Below are 18454 nucleotides of genomic sequence, written 5' to 3'. Positions count from 1 at the left end.
CAGTGTTCGGCCATGCTCACCATCGACCGCCTGGGCCCCACCGACCGCGACCGCTGGCAGACGCTGTTCGCCGGCTACAACGAGTTCTACGGCCGCACGATGCCGGCCGAGTTCTTCGACCAGGCCTGGGCCAGGTTCGAGCGTGATGAAGAGGTGCACGCCCTCGGCGCACACCTCGACGGCCAACTGGTCGGGATCGCGCACTTCCTCACGCACGCCAGCACGACATCCGCGGACGTCTGCTACCTGCAAGACCTCTTCACCGCGCCTGAAGCGCGCGGACGCGGCGCGGCCCGCGCTCTGATCGCCGCCGTGACCGACTGGGCCCGCTCTCGCCAGTGCGCACGCCTCTACTGGGCGACCCAGGAAACCAACGCCACCGCCCGCCGCCTCTACGACCAGGTCGCCGAGAACCGCGGCTTCATCCTCTACACGCTCCCCCTCTGACCTCTGCTTGACATTGTTTTATCCGACTGGGTAACTTTTACTCATGCGGATAAAAGACGGCTTGGATCGATCCGGCAGTACGGCGGCCCGCCGGGACCAGATCGTGGCGGCGACGATCGCCGTCCTGGCGGAGCGCGGTTTCGCAGCGACGTCGTACGACGCGATCTGTGCGGCGGCCGGGTTGAGCAGCAAGCGGCTGATCTCGTACCACTTCAAGACCAAGGACGAGTTGCTCGCCGAGGTACTGCACCGGGTGACGGCCGACGCGGCCGAGCTGATGCGGCCGGCCATCGAGGCTGCGGACGGCCCCGCGGCGAAGCTGGCCGCCTACATCCGGTCGAACGTCGACTTCATCGCGACCCGCCCAGACCACGTGCGGGCGGTGCAACAGATCGCGTTCGGGAGCACCGACGTACCGAGTGAGGAGTCGGACGGGGCTGTGTCGCGGCTGGTGACCTTGTTCGACGAGGGACGCCGTACTGGTGTCTTCCGGGCGTTCGACTCGCTGCTGATGGCGATCACACTGCGGGCGGCGATCGACGCGGTCGCGGGACGAGTGATCGCCGGAGCCGACCCGGCGCTGTGCGCTCAGGAGCTGGTGGAGACCTTCGACCGGGCGACCCGCTCATGAGCGCCGCGACCGAGAGCAAGCCGAAGGCGCGCTGGGGCGCGGTGCTGGCACCGGCGCTGGTCGACCTCGTCGTCCCGCTGCTGATCTTCTACGGCTTTCGCCAGGCCGGTGCGGGAATCGTCACGGCGACGCTCGCGGGATCGGTGATCCCGGCGGTCCGGACCGTGTACTCGCTGATCCGCGGCCGCAAGGCCGACTGGATGGCGGTCTTCATGCTGGTCGCACTGGCGATCGGGACGATCGCGTCGCTGGCCATGCACAGCCCGCGGATGCTGCTGGCGAAGGACGGCGTGATCACCGCGATGTGCGGCCTGTGGCTGCTCGCCACGGTCGTGCTCGGCAAGCCGCTGCTGCTCGCCGTCGGGCGCGGTATCGCCGAAGCCAAGCGCGGCAAGGGCGGCGGCGAGGTCTGGGCGAGCCGGTGGGACACCGAGCCGCGATTCCGGCACGGGCTCAAGCTGATCACCGCGGTGTGGGGTGTGGGGCTGGTGCTCGACGCGATCGTGCGAGTGGTGATCGCGTTCTCGCTCCCGTTGGACGCCGTACCGGGGGTGACGACTGTGCAGTGGATCGTCGTGTTCGCCGGGCTCTACCTGTTCATGTTCTGGTACTCGCGCAAGAACGACCTACTCGCATGAGCGATGTGCTTGTGGTCGGCGCTGGGCCGACCGGGTTGTTGCTGGCGTCGGAGTTGGTGCTGGCCGGGGCATCCGTAGTACTGGTGGACAAGCGGCTGGAGCGGTCCGGGCAGTCGAAGGCACTGTCGTTGCAGCCCCGGTCGGTGGAGATTCTGCATTCGCGCGGTCTGCTGGAGTCGCTGCTGCCGGAGGGACGCGAGTTGCCGGGCGGGCACTTCGCCGGTCTGCCGTTGGACTACAGCGCCTTGGAAACGCGGTTTCCGTACCAGCTCGGGATTCCGCAGTTGCGGATCGAACAGCATCTCGAGGATCACCTGGCTCGGCAGGGTGTCGCCGTACGACGTGGTGTGGAGCTGACCGGACTTGTCCAGGACTCGACCGGGGTGACCGCCGAGTTCGCCGGCGGCGAGTCGATCCGTGCGAGCTGGGTGGTCGGCTGCGACGGGGCGCGGAGTGCGGTGCGGCAGTTGAGTGGGATCGGCTTCCCCGGCCGCGACGGGCGGTACAGCGCGGTCGTTGCGGATGTCGTGATCGACGGAGTCGAGGCGGACTGGCAACTGCCGGAGCTCGAGCCTCGCGACGGCGCGGTGCTCACGCTGCTGCCGCTCGGCGGCGGGGGCGACCGGATTCTGTTCACCGGCCCCGAACAGCAGGGGCTGCCGAAGGACCACCCCGTCAGCTACGAGGAGGTCGCGGCGGCACTCACGAGCTGGTACGGCGAGGGCGTCGTACTGAAGGAGTTGCGCTACGCGTCTCGCTTCACCGACGCAGTGCGGCAAGCGGACCGGTATCGCGCCGGGCGGGTGTTCGTGGCCGGCGACGCGGCGCACATCCACTCGCCGACTGGCGGCCAAGGGATGAACCTGGGACTGCAGGACGCGTTCAATCTCGGCTGGAAGCTCGGGGCGGTCGTTCGAGGCGAGTCCCCGGACAGGCTGCTGGACAGCTACCACGAGGAGCGCCATCCAGCCGGTGCGGCGGTTCTGGCCAACACTCGCGCTCAGGGGGTGCTGATGGTTCCTGATGACGATGTGGCGGCTTTGCGTGAGACTTTTGCCGAGCTACTGCAGTTGCCGGAGGCCAATCGACTCCTGGCTGGGGTGATCTCCGGCCTGGCGGTTGCCTACTCCCCCGGTGAGCACCGGCTTGTCGGCCACCGCATGCCCGACCTGGAGCTGACCGACGGCTCGACCGTCATGCAGGAGCTGCGCCGTGGCCGAACGATCGTGGTGGAGCCGCGGGACGGCTCGATCGCCAGGGCCATCGTCCGTCCGGACGGCTACGTCCAAGCGGCCCGCTAGACCAGCGACACCTGGCCGGTGTCGAGGTTGTAGTAGACGCTCTTTGTGCGGATCTCTCGGCTTCCGCGCCCGGATCTGATAGATACGCCGTATGAGACTCCGCCCCAGCTCATTTCCCAGGTCCCTGCTTGTCGGCGCCCTGGCGCTGACAAGCGTCCTGTCCAGCGCTCCCGCCGTGCACGCCGCACCGGTCGTCACCGGTTGCCTGGACACCACGGTCACCGGGACGGTCGAGGAGCAGCGCCTCGGCCGGGGCGTCGGCGGCGGACCATCCGTCCCGGCCGAGATCCTGCGCCGGACCGGGTTCGACAAGCAGGTGGAGCTGTTCGGCCGGTTGCTCTGCTCGATGCCGAGCCGCGAGGCCGCCAAGCTGCTGATCCGCGCCCAAGGTGAGGCACTGTGGCGGACAGCCGTGCACCGCGCTCAGCACCCGGTCTCCGGCGCTGACGCCCTGCCGTCCACCGACGACCGCGGTCTGTACTGGGCGCGCATCTCGATGGCACTGACGGTTCGCCAGTGGCAACCACGCTTCACAGTCGGTACGGCGGAACGCGCGGAGCTGATCCGATCCCTCGAGTACGCATCGCGCGGGATCACGAGCACGCGGTTCTCCCCCGGCGTACGGAAGATCCTGGTCACCGGATTCGATCCGTTCACGCTGGATGCCGACATCCGGATCGGCAATCCGTCGGGCGCCAACGCGCTGACACTCGACGGACAACGCTGGACGGTGAACGGCACGACGTACGAGATCCAGACCGTCGTCTTCCCGGTTCGCTACACCGACTTCGACCAGAACATGGTCGAGGACGCTCTCGCACCGCACTACCGCGGTGGTCCGCAGCACGCGGATCTCGTGATGACGGCGAGCCAGGGACGCGTCGGCATCTTCGACCTGGAGGTCTACAACGGCCGCCGCCGGTCGACCAGCTCGATCGGCGACAACAACAACCTGTGGGGCGGCGGGACCGCCGCTGCGCCGGTCGTTTCGCCGAGCATGCCTGCTGGTCCGGAGTGGCTCACCTCCAGCCTGCCGTTGGCTCGGATGGCGCAGGCCGAGGTCGCGCCGTTCCGTACCCGGGTGAACACCTCGGTCCTGGAGATCCCCGCCGGTCAGACCACGCCTGTCCAGCAGCCCGACGGACCGACGCCGGGATCGATCGCGTCCGAAGGTGCAGGCGGTGGCTACCTGTCCAACGAGGTCGCCTACCGCAACACGCTGCAGCGCGACCTGAAGGATCCGTCGATGCCGGCCGGACATCTGCATGTCCCGGTGCTGTCGTTCGACGCGGCCAACAAGACCGCGATCACGGACCCGACGTACGAGGCGAATCGCGACGCCATCGTTCGCGGTGCCCATGCAGTTCTCCGCCGGGCACTGTGATCAGTTTTCTGATCAGCTGGCGATTATTCTGAACGCCTCCAGCACCGACTGAACAGAATAGTCGGCTGCCGGTCCGCCTGCGCGATCCCCGACCAGGATGGTGCGCAGGCCGGCATTCGCTCCGCCCGCGACGTCGTACGCCGGATGGTCGCCCACCATCCAGCCGTCCAGCACAGCGCCGGCACGCTCGGCCGCGATCGCGAAGATCGCGGCATCCGGCTTGCGCACCCCCACAGCCTCGGACACGCAGCAGTAGTCGACGACCGCGGCGATACCCGTGTGCTCCAGCTTCAACGTCTGCTGTACGACGGTGCCGTTCGTCACCACTGCAACCCGCCACCCGGCAGCTCGCAGCGCTGAGAGACCCTCCAGGACGGCGGCATCGGCCCAAGTGAACGACGGATGTTCGCGGTCGTAGCTCTCGATGCTCGGTGCAACACCGAACTCCTGCCGCAGACCGGCGAACAGCTCCTCGCGCGGCCGGAATCCGCCGTTGTCGTGGGCAATCAGCCAGGCTGCGGCGGCCTCCCCCAGACCTGCCTCATCGCACCACCAACGCGCCCAGTCACGAAAGGCCGCGTCGCGGTCGATGAGGGTGTTGTCCAGGTCGAAGCAGGCCAGCCAGGCCCTCTCCATCAGACCTCGATCAGACGTCGATGCGGCTCTCGTCCAGCTCGTAGGCGCCCTGAACGATGAACTCCTTGCGCGGCGCCACGTCGTTGCCCATCAGCAGGTCGAACACCTGGGCCGCGGCCTCACCGTCGTCGACGGTCATCCGGCGCAGTGTCCGGTGCCGCGGGTCGACGGTGGTCTCGGCCAGCTGGTCGGCGTCCATCTCGCCCAGACCCTTGTAGCGCTGCGGGGGCTCTTTCCACTTGACGCCCTTCTTCATCAGCTCGGCCGTCTTTCGCTGGTACTCCGCGTCGCTGTAGGTGTAGATGTACTTCTCCTGACCCTTCTTCGGGTTGGTCAGCTCGAAGCGGTGCAGCGGCGGAACAGCGGTGTAGACGCGACCGGCGTCGACCAGCGGCCGCATGTAGCGGAAGAACAGCGTCGCCAGCAGGCAGCGGATGTGCGCGCCGTCGGAGTCGGCGTCGGCCATGAAGATGATCTTGCCGTAGCGGACCTGCTCCAGATCGAAGCTGCGGCCCGACCCGGCACCGACGACCTGGATGATCGAGGCGCACTCGGCGTTCTTCAGCATGTCGCCGACCGACGCCTTCTGCACGTTCAGGATCTTGCCCCGGATCGGCAGCAGCGCCTGGAACTCCGAGCTCCGGGCGAGCTTCGCCGTACCGAGGGCCGAATCACCCTCGACGATGAACAGCTCGGAGCGGTCGACGTCGTTGCTGCGGCAGTCGGCCAGCTTGGCCGGCAGCGCGGACGACTCCAGCGCAGTCTTGCGGCGCTGCAGCTCCCGGTGCTGGCGGGCCGCGACGCGCGTGCGGGAGGCGGCGACGACCTTCTCCAGCACCGCCCGGGCCTGCGCCTTGTGCTCACGCTTGGTGGAGGTGAGGAACGCCTCCAGCTCGGTCTGCACGACCTTCGCGACGATCCGCGACGCGGCCGGCGTGCCGAGCACCTCCTTGGTCTGTCCGTCGAACTGCGGCTCGGCCAGCCGCACGGTGACGATCGAGGTCATGCCCTCGAGGACGTCGTCCTTGATCAGCTCCTCGCCGCTCTTCAGCAGCCGGGTGCCCTCCATCGCGTTGGTGAAGCTCTTGGCCAGCGCCCGCTCGAAGCCGGCCACGTGCGTGCCGCCCTTCGTGGTCGCCACGATGTTCACGAACGAACGGACCTCGGTCTCGTACCCGTCGCCCCAGCGGACGGCGATGTCGACGTCGAGATCACGCTCGACGTCGGTCGGCGTCATGTGGCCGGCGTCGTCGAGCATCGGGACGGTCTCGGTGAAGTGCCCGGTCCCGGTCAGCCGGATGACGTCGGTCACCTTCTGGTCGGTGGCCAGGAACTCGCAGAACTCGCTGATCCCGCCGTCGTGCTTGAAGTGCTCCTCGGTGACCTCGTCACCACGCTCGTCCCGGATCACCAGCTCCAGGCCGGGAACCAGGAACGACGTCTGCCGCGCCCGGGTGACCAGCTCGTCGTAGTTGAAGCTGGCGTCGCGGGTGAAGATCTGCCGGTCGGCCCAGTAGCGGATCCGGGTGCCGGTGACACCCTTCTTCGCCCTGCCGGCCTTGCGCAGGCCCACGGCCGCGGTGAAGCCCGCGTCGGCGCCCTCACCGTCGAACTCACCGGCGACACCGCGCCGGAACGACGTGGTCCACACCACGCCGCCGCGATCGACCTCGACGTCGAGACGCGCGGACAGCGCGTTCACCACCGAGGCGCCGACACCGTGCAGACCACCGGAGGCGTTGTACGAGCCGCCGCCGAACTTGCCACCGGCGTGCAGTTTGGTGAACACCACCTCGACACCGCTGAGCTTGGTCTTCGGCTCGATGTCGACCGGGATACCGCGGGCGCGGTCGCGCACCTCCACGGACCCGTCCTTGTAGAGGACGACGTCGATCCGGTCGCCGTGACCCGCGAGGGCCTCGTCGACGGCGTTGTCGATGATCTCCCACAGGCAGTGCATCAGGCCGCGACTGTCGGTGGACCCGATGTACATACCGGGCCGCTTCCGGACCGCCTCGAGTCCTTCGAGGACGAGCAGGTTGCGGGCGTTGTACGTCGGGTCGAGCTCGGTACTACGAGGCGTCGGGGCGGCCACAGGGCTCCTTCACTGGTTCACCAACTCACTACGAGGCACAGCCTATGCGGCTCCACCCCCAAAACCTGTTAGCGGCTCCGACAGACGGGGAACCTGACAGAACAAGGAAAAGGCTGTTACCGCAGATATCGATAAGGACTCGATCCGGCGTGGCCGACCGACACTCCGAAGATCAGCACCGCGTGACGGGTTCATGGCGCAGAGTGAGATAAGACACGCCCGACGCAGCGGGTCCCGCCTAAATCACTCGAAAGAGAAACGATTCCGCGTCAGCATGCGTCATACGGGAGCAGGTGGTTCGTCTCACATTCGGACACGTTGCCCCCACCGGGAAGCGATCCGCATGTCAGGATGTTGCTATCTGGTGAGAACGGAACTAGATGAGATGAGGCCTCAAGTGACTACAGCACTCGCCCCGAGTTCGGCCCTGTCGGCCGCGGATCGTTGTGACCGCTGCGGTGCGCAGGCCTACGTCCGTGTCACCTTGACCAGCGGTGGGGAGCTTCTGTTCTGCGCCCACCACGGCCGGGAGCACTCGGACAAGCTGCGCAACATCGCCGTCACCATTCACGACGAGACGGGCCGGCTCGAAGCCACTCCCGCCGCCGTCGCCACGGAGGACGAACGGTAAGCCAGGTCTCATAAACGCGCCAACGACGGCGCCAAAGTCCTACAGACCCGATGGCGGTCCCCACGAGGGAGACCGCCATCCTTGCGTTCTCGGGCCCTACTGCTTGATGAAGTACCACCGCTGGCATAGACCGCCGTGGTAGGACCACGTGATCACGTCGGTGCCGGCAGCAGGGTTACAGGTGTCCACGTCCATCGACAGCCCGGAACTGACCGAGGTCACCGCGTAACTGCCGTCGACGGCGGGCTCGATCCGCCACCGCTGGCACTCCCCCTTGTTGCTCGGGAAGGCGATCAGATAGCCCTTGAGCAGCTTCGAGCAGCCGCGGATGTCCAGGGCCCGGTTGCTGCTCGGATCGACGATCTTGTAGACGTCGTCGCCGAGGCTCTCCACCTTCCAGCTCTGGCACGGACTCCCCGGCACCCACTCCCACATCCGGATGTCGTCACTCGCGGCGCAGTTGGCGATGTCGAGCACGTTGTGTGACGTCGCCGCCTCGATCCGGTACCGCGCGGCGCCGTTCTCCCCGAGCTGTGTCTGGTTGTACGACGGCCGTACGGTCCACTGCTGAGTGCTCAGCTGCCCGCAGGTTTGCTGCTTGATCGGTGCGTAGTCGTCGAAGGTGGTGACGTTCTTCTCCGGTTCGGCAGTGACCGTTGCGCACTTGCCACTGTGTGCGAACCTCAGCTGGACCACGGTGTCGTAGCTGGTGCCTTCGATGTACTCGATGGTGAGCTGCTGGTTGGCGGTGGGCTCACCGGTACCGCTACCGCAGGGCCACTGCAGCAGCTGGGCACCGTCCTGCTGGCCGAAGTCCTCGACGTCCGCGCATTTCATGCTGTGCATCGGCCGGGCGCTGTACTGGTCCGTGCCGGCGATCGCATCGATCCGGAACCGCGCGTTCAGGTCGACCGGCAGGCATTGGTACTGGATGTAGCGGGCGTCGTCGTTCGCGCTGGCGAACTCGACGTTCAGGCACTTGTTGCTGTTCTTGCTGACCAGGTCGTAGGCCCGGTGCTCCAGCTCGAACTTCGGACCGGTGACCGCGTCGACCTGACCGGACCAGGTCTGCTGCCGAGCACCGAACGCCGTACCGGTGGACAGTTGAGTGAACGCCTGCCGGCCACCAGGTGTGCTGCCGCCGGCGTACAGCAGGGCGATGTCGTCCTTACGGTCACCGTTGTAGTCACCGACCGACAGGCTGGTCTTGGACAGGTCGAGGTCGTTGTTGGTGACCGACCACCAGGTACTGCGGGTCAGCGTCGAACCCGTCGGCTTGAATACCTGCAGCGAGGTGTTGGCCGGGCTGTCCTCGTACATGGTGACGATGTCTTCGCGACCGTCACCGTCCGGGTCGGCGACAGCTGCCTTGCTCTTCTCCCAGCAATAAGCACCGACGCCCGAGTCGTACGCCGTCGCAGGCGCGGCGAAGGCGGTTCCGGTCGAAGCGAAGAGCTCCACCGAGGTCCGGCAGCCGTCAAGGTTGCGCAGGCTGACGAAGTCGGCCTTGCCGTCGCCGTTGAGGTCGGCCAGCAGCGGAGCGCTGCGGGTCCACTGGTTCGAAGCCTCCGAGGTGAACCACTTCACCGGCGCGGTGAAGTTGGTCGCGGCTCTGAACACCAGGACCTCGAAGCCACCGTTGGCGGTGGCGTTCTGCACCACGATGTCGGACGCCTTGTCGCCGTCGACATCGCCGGAAACCACCCGGGCGGTGCTCAGCGGCCAGCCGTTCGCCCCGCTCGTCCAGCTGGCGTCGAGCGCGTCGTACCGGTTGCCTTCCGACATCAGCTTGTACAGCCAGATCTGCCGGCCGGCGCCCTCGCGCAGCAACGCCATGTCGGCTTTGCCGTCCTTGTTCCAGTCGCCTTGCACCGCCCGCGTTCTGGTCAGGGCGAAGCTGCCACCCTCACTCGTGTCCCACTCCATGACGCCGGTGTGGAAGTTCGTGCCGGCCGAGGGCATCGACCAGATGGCGGTCCGCCCGAAGCCCTGGTCGAAGATCGCGGTCAGGTCCGCCCGGCCGTCACCGTTGCTGTCCCCGCGCGCCGGCGCCGGCGCCGTGCCGCCGGTCAGGGGCCGCAGCGCCCAGGACTCCGTGAGCTCACTCTGGTTGCCTGCCTTGTCCACCGCGGCGACGTACAGGGTGCGGTCGAAGGAGCCGGTCTCCGCCGACGGCGTCAGCGTGATCGGCACGGTAGCCACACCTCCCGCGCCCGCCTTCACCCGCATCGCCAGCTTGTCCGACAGGAAGCCGTAGACGTACTCCGCGACCTCGTTCTCCTGCCCCGTCGCGGGACGGAAGGTGACGGTCCCGGTCGTGTACGCCGGCGTCCGGCGCAGGTTGTCCGGGAAGTCCGTCGAACTGATGGCCGGGATGTCCGGGCTGATCGAGTCGATCACGAAGTAGCAGTCCTTCGTGGCCGGGCCCGCCACGAGCGCGTCCCGGGTGAAGGCCCGGTAGTGGTAGACCTCGTTCTCGTTCAGCTTCCCGGCCGGAACCTCCGCCCAGGAGAAGGCCGCCCCGGTCGCGGTCGGCCCGACGGCACTCGAGTAGACCACCGCGTTCGCGGAGTTGGCGATCTCCAGTGTCGTCGTCACGCCGTCACCGCTGTCCGGGTCGTTCGCGACGGCGGAGAACTGCGGCGTACGGGTGGCGATCGCGGTCGGCGCGGCCACCGTCCCGCACGGGCGGGGCCGGATCATGTTCAGCGACTTCGGCTCCCGCGGCGCAGTGTTGTACTCGATCGACAGCACCGCGGTGTCGAACTTGAACTTCTTCCACTGGCTCTCCAGGCCCTCGTTCGGCGCCCGCAGCCCGAGGCCCATGGTCAGCTTGCGGTCGTCGGCCGCCTGCTGGACCAGGTCGTGCAGCCGCGCCGGCGCGAACTTGACGACCTTGTCCTCCGGCTCCGGCCAGGCCTCCGCCTTCACCTGGTCGATGTTCTCCTTCCAGAACTGGTCGTTGTTACCCCAGTCGATATAGGTGCCGGTCGTGAAATCGTTCAGGTGCCACAGGTCCACCGGCGTCTCGGTGCCGGTCGGGCTGTGGTCGAGGGTGATGCTGAAGTAGACGTCGCCGATCGTGCTGCCGCCGATGGTCTGCGCACCGTTGGTCAGGTTCATCAGGAACATCGACCGGTACAGGTTGTCGGTGTCGTGGTAGGCCCGGCCGACCTTGGCTCCCTGGCCGGTGTCGTAGCCCCAGCCGGTCTGGTTTCCCATCCGGACGTTGACGTGCAGCCAGCCGGCCTTCCGGCCGCTCAGCGACGGGTCGATGTAGATCGGGAACTTCGCCCGCGGGTCGGCCAGCAGCGATCGCTGCGGCGTCAGCTCGAGCGCGCCGGACTTCAGCCGGATGCCGACCTTCGCCTGCCGTGGCGTGACCGGCGTACTGTCCCACATCGTCGGCGCGGGCGCGGTGTAGAGCAGCTCCCCCAGCGGGTTGACCGCTGTGGTCGAACCGTCGCGGTTCACCGACAACCGAAGACCGTCGCCGACGAACGGCGTCCGCAGGGCGCGCAAGGCGTCAGTCAGTGCGGCGGACCGGTCCTTCACCACCAGCAGGTAGGAAAAGTTGTCTACAGCAACTTTGATCTGGAGGTCGACACCGCGGTACACCTCGGGGTAGGTGGCAGTGTTGCCGGCGATGCGAGGCCCCGGAAGCTTGTTCGGCCAGCCCATCGCGACCCGGGCGCCGGGTTTTCCGAAGCGGAGCAGGGTTTTGTCGCCACCGCCGGACAGAACCACGGGCACAGCAGCCGCGACCGGCTGAACGGTGCCGTCCGGCTGGAGACGCAACGACGCATCCGGTGCTGCCCAGCCGGCTCCCTTGCGCACGCGGACCGGAACCGCGTGCTGGGTCATCGTTTTGGAGCCGTTCGGATTGACGTAGACCTCTGATGTCTCGTTGCGCCAGTCCACCACCTCGACTCGCCGCCCGGTCCGGGCCGCCTCGTCGGTGGCCTTCACTTCGGGTGTGAGTGGTCTGCTGAACTTTGCCGGCTGCGCTGCCGCCGGCGGTGGATCGCCTTGTACAGAAGCGATCAGAGGCATCGCCAGGAGCAGCGACAGCAGTGCGGGCAGCAGACGACGACTGGGCGGCATGATGGGACAACCCCTCGGTGGCACGGGCGGGACAGGGCCGATGATCCACGACAAGTGCTTGCTGCGCTTACGTTTCGACCGACCTCGAAACGGCTGCCGAATCAGCTGCCGGCTGTCAGCCTTGCCAGGTCCCCCAATCTCCGGAGGTTTCTCCATGCCCGCCCACCCCCGTCGCCGGCGATCACGCCGGTTCGCCCTGCCTCGTGCAGGTCTGATATTCGCCTCGGCCATCGCGCTGACTGTCGGCGTCCAAGGTCCGGCCGCTCAAGCCGTCGCCGACACCCCGAAGAAGGACACCGAACCGCACACCACCAGACTCACCTCCGTTCCCGGCAAGAAGGTCGCGGTCAAGCCGCGACCGGTCGACGCCGGCGCCAAGTCCGATGTGACCAAGCGTCCGGAGGTGAGCTGGCCGGCGGCCGGGTCCACGGAGGTCCAGCCCGCGGTCTCCGCGGTGGATCCGCGGCTCGGCTTCGGTCCGCAGGCCGGCACGCAGGTCTCCCCCGCCGATCTCACCAAGGGCAAGGCCGGCGCACTGCCGGTCTGGCTGTCGACGCCGGCAACCGCCGCAGGCATGACGGCCGCGGCCGTCGCCGACGCCGTACCGGCCAAGGTGAAGGTCGAGTCGCTGGGCCGGCAGGGCAACCAGTTCCTCCTCAAGCTGCACCGTGCCGACGGGGTGGCGAAGGCCGGGCAGACCCGGCTGACCGTCGGCTACGACCAGTTCCGCGATGCCTACGGCGCCGACTACGCCTTGCGGCTCAGGGTCTTCCAGCTCCCCGCGTGCGGCCTGAACAAGGCGGCACCGGCGGCCGGCTGCACGCCCAACCTGCTGAAGACCACCAACAACCCGGCCGGCTCATTGAGCGCCGACGTACCGGTCGCTCCGGCCGGCTCACCTGAAGGCACCTTTGCTGTCGCGGCGGTTGCCGCCAGCAGCGCCGGGGACTACAAGGCAACCACCCTGAAGCCGCAGGCCACCTGGACGGTCGGCGGATCGTCCGGCGACTTCAGCTGGAACTACCCGCTGCAGACGCCGCCGGCCCTGGGCGGCCCGTTGCCGCAGGCAACCATCGGCTACTCCTCCGGCGGTGTCGACGGCCGGACCTCGTCCACGAACAACCAGCCGTCCTGGGTCGGTGAGGGCTTCGAGTTCGCTCCGGGCGGCTCGATCGAGCGCCGCTACGCGTCCTGTGGCGCGAAGAGCGAGCAGACCGGGAACAACGGCAAGAACCCGACCGGCGACCAGTGCTGGGCCACCGACAACGCCACCTTCACGCTGAACGGCGCCGGTGGCGAACTCGTCAAGGACGACGCCACCGGCGAGTGGCACGCGCGCCAGGAGGACGGATCGACGATCCGCCGCCTGACCGGCGCGAACAACGGCGCCAAGGACGGCGAGTACTGGGAGCTGACCAGCAAGGACGGCATCAAGTACTACTTCGGCCTGAACCACCTGCCCGGCTGGGACAAGCCCGAGCCCGCGGTCAAGCACGAAACCGCATCGGTCTCCACGCTACCGGTCTTCGGCAACCACGCCGGTGAGCCCTGCAACAAGACCGCGTTCGCCGACTCCTGGTGCACGCAGGCCTACAAGTGGAACCTCGACTACGTCGTGGACCGCAACGGCAACACGATGAGCCTGTTCTACGACCGCGAGAGCAACTACTACGCGCGCAGCATGACCGCCACCAAGGTCAGCAGCTACACGCGGGCCAGCAACGTCGCGCGGATCGAGTACGGCCAGACCGACGGCAACGTCTACCAGACGAAGCCGGTCGCGCAGATGGTGTTCACCACGACCGACCGCTGCATCGCGTCCGCGTCGTGTGTCGCGGCCGACTACCTGGACACTCCGCTCGACCAGGAATGCACGTCGAGCACGAACTGCAACAACCACTTCAACCCGAGCTTCTGGACCAAGAAGCGGCTGACCAAGATCACCACCCAGGTCTGGCGGGCGGCGGAGAACAAGTTCGGCGACGTCCAGCGCTGGGATCTGCGCCAGTCCTTCCGTGACCCCGGTGACGGCACCAGGGCCGGGCTGTGGCTGGAGGGAATCAGCGAGGCCGGTCTGGCCGGTGAGCCCGCACAGATGCCGGAGACCAACTTCGACAGCATCCAGCTGGCCAACCGCATCATCCCGGCCGGCGACACCAACCCGCCGATGAACTGGCTGCGGGTCAGCGCCGTCAACTACGGCAGCGGTGGCCAGATCAAGGTCACGTACGCCGACCCTGACTGCAAGACCGGCGACGTTCCGGCCAGCCCCGACGACAACACGCGCCGTTGTCACCCGCTGAAGTGGACGCCGGACAACGGCACCGAGCGGACCGACTGGTTCAACAAGTACGTCGTCACCCAGGTCACCGAGACCGACCGGCTGGCCGACACCCGGCCCGCGGTGACGAAGGTCGAGTACCTGTCGAAGCCCGCGTGGCGCAAGGACGACGAGGACGGTCTGGTCGAGATCGGGAGCAAGACCTGGGCCCAGTGGCGCGGCTACAGCTTCGTGCGGGTGACCAAGGGCGACGGCAGCGACGGGCCGCCGACCGTCACCGAGACGCGGTACTTCCAGGGCATGGACGGCGACCAGAAGGCCGACGGCACCATCAAGCATCCGGTGATCACCGACTCCAACGACGTGTCGGTGGCCGACCTGCAGCCGCTGTCCGGCCAGCCCCGCGAGCAGACCACGCTGAACGGAACCGAGATCGTCGACCGGACGATCACCGACCAGTGGGTCTCCGCGGCGACCGCCACCCGGGTGAAGTCCTGGGGCACGGTGAAGGCCTACCAGGCGCAGGCCGGCGGCAACACCCAGGTCCAGACCGTCGCCGGCGGCGGACTGCGCAAGCTGGCCGCGAAGAACAACTACGACGCCGACGGCGTACTGAAGTCCAAGTACGACGCCAACGACGTGACCACCGCGGCCGACGACACCTGCACCTACTACGAGTACGCGAGCAACGCCGGGGCCGGCATCGGCGAGCTGGTCAAGCGCGAGTACGTCGTGTCGACGGCCTGCGACCAGGCGTACACCAAAGAGCAGGTGATCAGCGACCAGCGCACCTACTTCGACGGCGCGACCGACATCGACGCGACGCCGACCAGGGGCAACCCGACCAAGACCGAGCGGGTCGCGAGCTACGACTCGGCCGGCAAGCCGGTGTACGACGAGCAGTCCAAGCTGGAGTACGACGCGCTCGGCCGATCCGTCAAGGCCATCGATGCCGAGGGTGCGGTCAGCACGACCAGCTACTTCCCGGCCGGCGGCGGACCGGTCACCGAGCGCGTCGTGACCAAGCCCAACGGGCACACCACCACGACCGACCTCGACCCCGCCTTCGGCCAGGAGGTCGCCGTCACCGACCAGAACGGCCGCAGCAGCGAGGCCACGTACGACGGCTTCGGGCGGCTGCTCAAGGTGTGGATGCCCGGCCGGACCGGCTCGGCCGCGGCCTCGAAGCAGGCCAAGTCGGCGGGCAAGGCCTTCACGGCCGACAACGCCGCGACTCCGAACATGGAGTACGAGTACCGGATCGGCATCGACAACGGTGCCAGCTCGGTGATCACCAAGTCCCTGCAGAGCGACGGCAGCGTCAACGAGAGCTACGACCTGTCCGACGGTCTGTTCCGGCCGGTGCAGAAACAGGAGATCGCCCCGGGTGGCGGCCGCACGGTGACCGAGACCTGGTACGACTCGCGGGGTCTGGTCGTGCGGGAAAACGGACCGTACTGGAACGCGCAACCCGCGACCGAGGACGTCTTCCACGGCGACCAGAACGTCATCCCGACCCAGAAGCTGATCACGTTCGACGGCGCCGGGCGGACCACCGAGGAGACCTTCAAGTCGGCGAAGACGATCAAGTGGAGCACCAAGCGGAAGAACTCGGCCGACGAGGAGACCGTCGAGCCGCAGCTGGGCGAGCAGGCGACGACGAAGGTCACCAACGGTGACGGCCGGCTGGTCGAGCTGCGCCAGTACAAGGGCCAGACGGCGACCGGCTCGTTCGACAAGACGTCGTACAGCTACAACAGCCGTGGTCTGCCGACCCTGGTCACCGATGCGGCCGGGAACAAGTGGAGCTGGGAGTACGACATCCAGGGCCGTAAGACCAAGGAGGTCGACCCGGACCGCGGAACGTCGACCTTCACCTACAACGACCTCGACCAACTGGTCACCTCGACCGACAACCGCGGGACGACGCTCGAGTACAGCTACGACCTGATCGGGCGCAAGACCGCCATCAGCGAGGTCCCCACGGCGGGCCCGAAGAAGCTGATCTCGGAGTGGACCTACGACAACACCCCGGTCGTCGGCCAGACCGGCGCGGTGGCCAAGGGAAACATCAGCTCGACCACCCACTGGGTTGACGGGCAGCCGTACACCACGAAGGTGACCGGCTACGACAAGAGCGGCAAGCCGCTGGGCCAGGAGGTCGTGATCCCGGCCGCACAGGGCGGGCTGGCCCGCACCTACACGTTCGGCAACACCTACAAGGAGGACGGCGAGGTCGCGACGACCTCGATGCCGGCCGTCGGCGGACTTCCGTCCGAGACCCTGCAGTACGGCTACAACGACAAGGACCTGCCGACCACGCTGAGCTCGGACATCTCCACCTACGTGACCGGTACGGCGTACACCACGATGGGTGAGGTCTCGTCGCTCGTCCAGCGCGGAACCGGCGGCAAGTCGGTCACGCAGGAGTTCGACTACGAGGCCGGGACCCGGCGGCTGAACAAGGTCACCACGACCAAGGAGACCGCCGACGACCCGATCTCGGTCGTCAGGTACGCGTTCGACCCCACCGGCAACATCACCAAGATCACCGACGCCGGCGAGACCACCGACACGCAGTGCTTCACCTACGACCACCTGCGCCGTCTGACCTCGGCGTGGACCCCGGGCAGCGGTGACTGCGCGGCCGCGCCGACCAAGGACACCTTGGGCGGACCGGCGCCGTACTGGCACGGCTGGACGTTCGACGTGACTGGCAACCGCAAGACCGAGACCAGGACGGACGCAACCGGTTCCACGACGGCGACGTACAGCTACCCGGCGACCGGTCAGCCGCGGCCGCACGCGGTGCAGTCGGTGGTCACCACTGGTAGCGGTGGCACCCGGACCGACAACTACACCTACGACCAGACCGGCAACCTGAAGACCCGCAACCTGAACGCGGCGGGGATCGAGACCTTCGACTGGGACGCCCAGGGCGAGATGGTCAAGGTCGACGGCGCCGGCAAGACCACCGAGGTCATCAACAATGCCGACGGCGAGCGGCTGCTCCGTAAGGATCCGTCGGGCGTCACGCTCTACCTGCCGAACAACAACGAGGTGCTGCTCAAGGCGGACGGCTCGCTGGTCGGCACGCGGTACTACAAGCACGGCCAGCAGACGGTCGCGGTCCGGGTCGGTGCCAACCAGCTGTTCTGGCTCGGTGCGGACCACCACGGCACCTCCACCACGGTCATCGACAACACCCCGGCGCAGAACGTGCAGCGCAAGCGGCTCGACCCGTACGGCAACCTGCGCGGTGTCGCGCCGGCGGCATGGCCGGGACAGCGCGGCTTCGTCGGCGGGACCGAGGACCCCAGTACGGGGCTGGTCCACCTCGGGGCCCGGGAGTACGACCCGAAGACCGGGCGGTTCATCTCGGTCGACCCGGAGGCCAACTACTCCGACCCGCAGACGATCAACGGCTACTCGTACTCGAACAACAGCCCGATCTCGTTCTCGGACCCGGACGGCAACTCCTGGTTCAGCAGCGTGGTCTCCTCGATCGGCAGCGCCATCAAGACCACGGTGGAGCAGGTCGTCACCCGGGTCCCGGAGATCATCAAGGTGGCGGTGCCGTTCCTGGCGCCGGTGGTCAACTACATCCAGGCCTCGGGCGGAGTGTGGAACGCGGTGACCAACTTCGTCAACGCGGTGAAGGAGGTCGCCAAGACGATCTACCGGACCAAGATCGAGCCACACGTCAAGAGAGTCCAGGTCTTCATCGCGAAGGCGAAGGTGGTGGCCAAGAGCGTCGTCTCCCAGGCGAAGCAGAATTTCAAGGAGAACTGGAAGCGGAACGTCGCGGACTTCAAGACCGCCGCCTCCAAGGTCGCCGACGGCGCGAAGTGGGTGGGCAACCAAGTCAAGAACTTCGCCGCGTCCCCGGTCGGGAACAAGATCCTGCATCTCACAGCCAACTTCGCCAGCGGTCTCCTGGCCGGGGTGGTCGTGGGTCTGGCCTGCGGGCCGGCGGCGCTGATCTGCGGCGCGTTGGTCGGGATGGCGGCCGGCGGCGTGATCGGTGCCGGCCTGAACAGTGGTGTGGCGGCCTTGGCCGGGGAGAAGATCACTCCGGGCAAGGTGGCCGGCTGGTTCGCCGAGAACGCGTCACCGGGCCGAGCCATCAGCGGCATGCGGAAGGTCACCGGAACCGGCGGATGGGCCATGACCAAGAGCGTCTTCCGTGGCGGACCGCTGAAGGGGCCCAAGGGGATCGGCGAGTCGTTCAAGGAGGCGATACAGACACCGAAGAACTGGGGTATCCCGAGCCGGTTCGACCCCGCGAAGTACATGCCGAAGTAGC

Annotated in this window: 10 protein-coding genes; 7 read left to right on the top strand and 3 right to left on the bottom strand. The window is 67.5% G+C overall.

Translation table 11 applies throughout. The features are described from left to right. Nucleotides 1–12: 12 nt before the first annotated feature. From ABZS29_RS22660 to ABZS29_RS22640, 5 genes are all read left to right on the top strand, one after another. Nucleotides 13–447, top strand: coding sequence for a GNAT family N-acetyltransferase (locus ABZS29_RS22660; RefSeq protein ID WP_355464257.1), 435 nt, complete (start codon nucleotides 13–15; stop codon nucleotides 445–447). A gap of 43 nt (nucleotides 448–490) precedes the next feature. Then, a complete protein-coding gene (locus ABZS29_RS22655) occupies nucleotides 491–1078 on the top strand; it encodes a TetR/AcrR family transcriptional regulator (protein ID WP_355464256.1) in 588 nt (195 codons plus the stop codon). Continuing rightward, a complete protein-coding gene (locus ABZS29_RS22650) occupies nucleotides 1075–1716 on the top strand; it encodes a VC0807 family protein (protein ID WP_355464255.1) in 642 nt (213 codons plus the stop codon). The genes ABZS29_RS22655 and ABZS29_RS22650 overlap by 4 nt, the downstream gene beginning before the upstream one ends. Further along, on the top strand, nucleotides 1713–3017 hold the full coding sequence (locus ABZS29_RS22645) for an FAD-dependent monooxygenase (protein WP_355464254.1): 1305 nt from the start codon (nucleotides 1713–1715) through the stop codon (nucleotides 3015–3017). The genes ABZS29_RS22650 and ABZS29_RS22645 overlap by 4 nt, the downstream gene beginning before the upstream one ends. A 91-nt stretch (nucleotides 3018–3108) precedes the next feature. Then, nucleotides 3109–4401: a hypothetical protein gene (locus ABZS29_RS22640; RefSeq protein WP_355464253.1), complete on the top strand. Its 1293-nt coding sequence runs from the start codon at nucleotides 3109–3111 to the stop codon at nucleotides 4399–4401. Nucleotides 4402–4413: 12 nt separating this feature from the next. On the opposite strand, the gene ABZS29_RS22635 is transcribed toward ABZS29_RS22640, so the two are convergent. Both ABZS29_RS22635 and ABZS29_RS22630 read right to left on the bottom strand, forming a co-directional pair. After that, nucleotides 4414–5037, bottom strand: a complete 624-nt coding sequence (locus tag ABZS29_RS22635) for an HAD family hydrolase (protein WP_355464252.1) — start codon at nucleotides 5035–5037, stop codon at nucleotides 4414–4416. A 10-nt stretch (nucleotides 5038–5047) separates the two neighbouring features. Continuing rightward, nucleotides 5048–7132 (bottom strand): DNA topoisomerase IV subunit B, encoded by a 2085-nt coding sequence (locus ABZS29_RS22630; protein WP_355464251.1) that lies wholly within the window; start codon nucleotides 7130–7132, stop codon nucleotides 5048–5050. A gap of 385 nt (nucleotides 7133–7517) precedes the next feature. Here ABZS29_RS22630 and ABZS29_RS22625 point away from each other — a divergent pair, with 385 nt between their 5' ends. Beyond that, nucleotides 7518–7763 carry a hypothetical protein gene (locus ABZS29_RS22625; RefSeq protein WP_355464250.1) on the top strand — a complete coding sequence of 82 codons (246 nt, stop codon included), beginning with the start codon at nucleotides 7518–7520 and terminating at the stop codon, nucleotides 7761–7763. 96 nt (nucleotides 7764–7859) lie between these two features. Here ABZS29_RS22625 and ABZS29_RS22620 read toward each other — a convergent pair whose 3' ends face one another. Then, nucleotides 7860–11867, bottom strand: a complete 4008-nt coding sequence (locus ABZS29_RS22620) for an RICIN domain-containing protein (RefSeq protein ID WP_355464249.1) — start codon at nucleotides 11865–11867, stop codon at nucleotides 7860–7862. Between the two features lie 154 nt (nucleotides 11868–12021). On the opposite strand from ABZS29_RS22620, the gene ABZS29_RS22615 reads away from it, so the two are divergent. Next, nucleotides 12022–18453: an RHS repeat-associated core domain-containing protein gene (locus ABZS29_RS22615; protein ID WP_355464248.1), complete on the top strand. Its 6432-nt coding sequence runs from the start codon at nucleotides 12022–12024 to the stop codon at nucleotides 18451–18453. Nucleotide 18454: the final 1 nt, after the last annotated feature.

It is taken from the genome of Kribbella sp. NPDC005582 (assembly GCF_040605415.1).
GTDB lineage: Bacteria > Actinomycetota > Actinomycetes > Propionibacteriales > Kribbellaceae > Kribbella.
Note: the sequence above shows the minus strand (reverse complement) of the source record. Positions and strands in the feature narration are given on the sequence as shown.

What these genes read in the sequence shown, in the direction of transcription:
- ABZS29_RS22655 (WP_355464256.1), top strand. Translation starts at nt 491, where the DNA reads ATGCGGATAAAAGACGGCTTGGATCGATCCGGCAGTACGGCGGCCCGC.
- ABZS29_RS22625 (WP_355464250.1), top strand. Translation starts at nt 7,518, where the DNA reads ATGAGGCCTCAAGTGACTACAGCACTCGCCCCGAGTTCGGCCCTGTCG.
- ABZS29_RS22635 (WP_355464252.1), bottom strand. Translation starts at nt 5,037, where the DNA reads ATGGAGAGGGCCTGGCTGGCCTGCTTCGACCTGGACAACACCCTCATC.
- ABZS29_RS22650 (WP_355464255.1), top strand. Translation starts at nt 1,075, where the DNA reads ATGAGCGCCGCGACCGAGAGCAAGCCGAAGGCGCGCTGGGGCGCGGTG.
- ABZS29_RS22640 (WP_355464253.1), top strand. Translation starts at nt 3,109, where the DNA reads ATGAGACTCCGCCCCAGCTCATTTCCCAGGTCCCTGCTTGTCGGCGCC.
- ABZS29_RS22620 (WP_355464249.1), bottom strand. Translation starts at nt 11,867, where the DNA reads ATGCCGCCCAGTCGTCGTCTGCTGCCCGCACTGCTGTCGCTGCTCCTG.
- ABZS29_RS22660 (WP_355464257.1), top strand. Translation starts at nt 13, where the DNA reads ATGCTCACCATCGACCGCCTGGGCCCCACCGACCGCGACCGCTGGCAG.
- ABZS29_RS22645 (WP_355464254.1), top strand. Translation starts at nt 1,713, where the DNA reads ATGAGCGATGTGCTTGTGGTCGGCGCTGGGCCGACCGGGTTGTTGCTG.
- ABZS29_RS22615 (WP_355464248.1), top strand. Translation starts at nt 12,022, where the DNA reads ATGCCCGCCCACCCCCGTCGCCGGCGATCACGCCGGTTCGCCCTGCCT.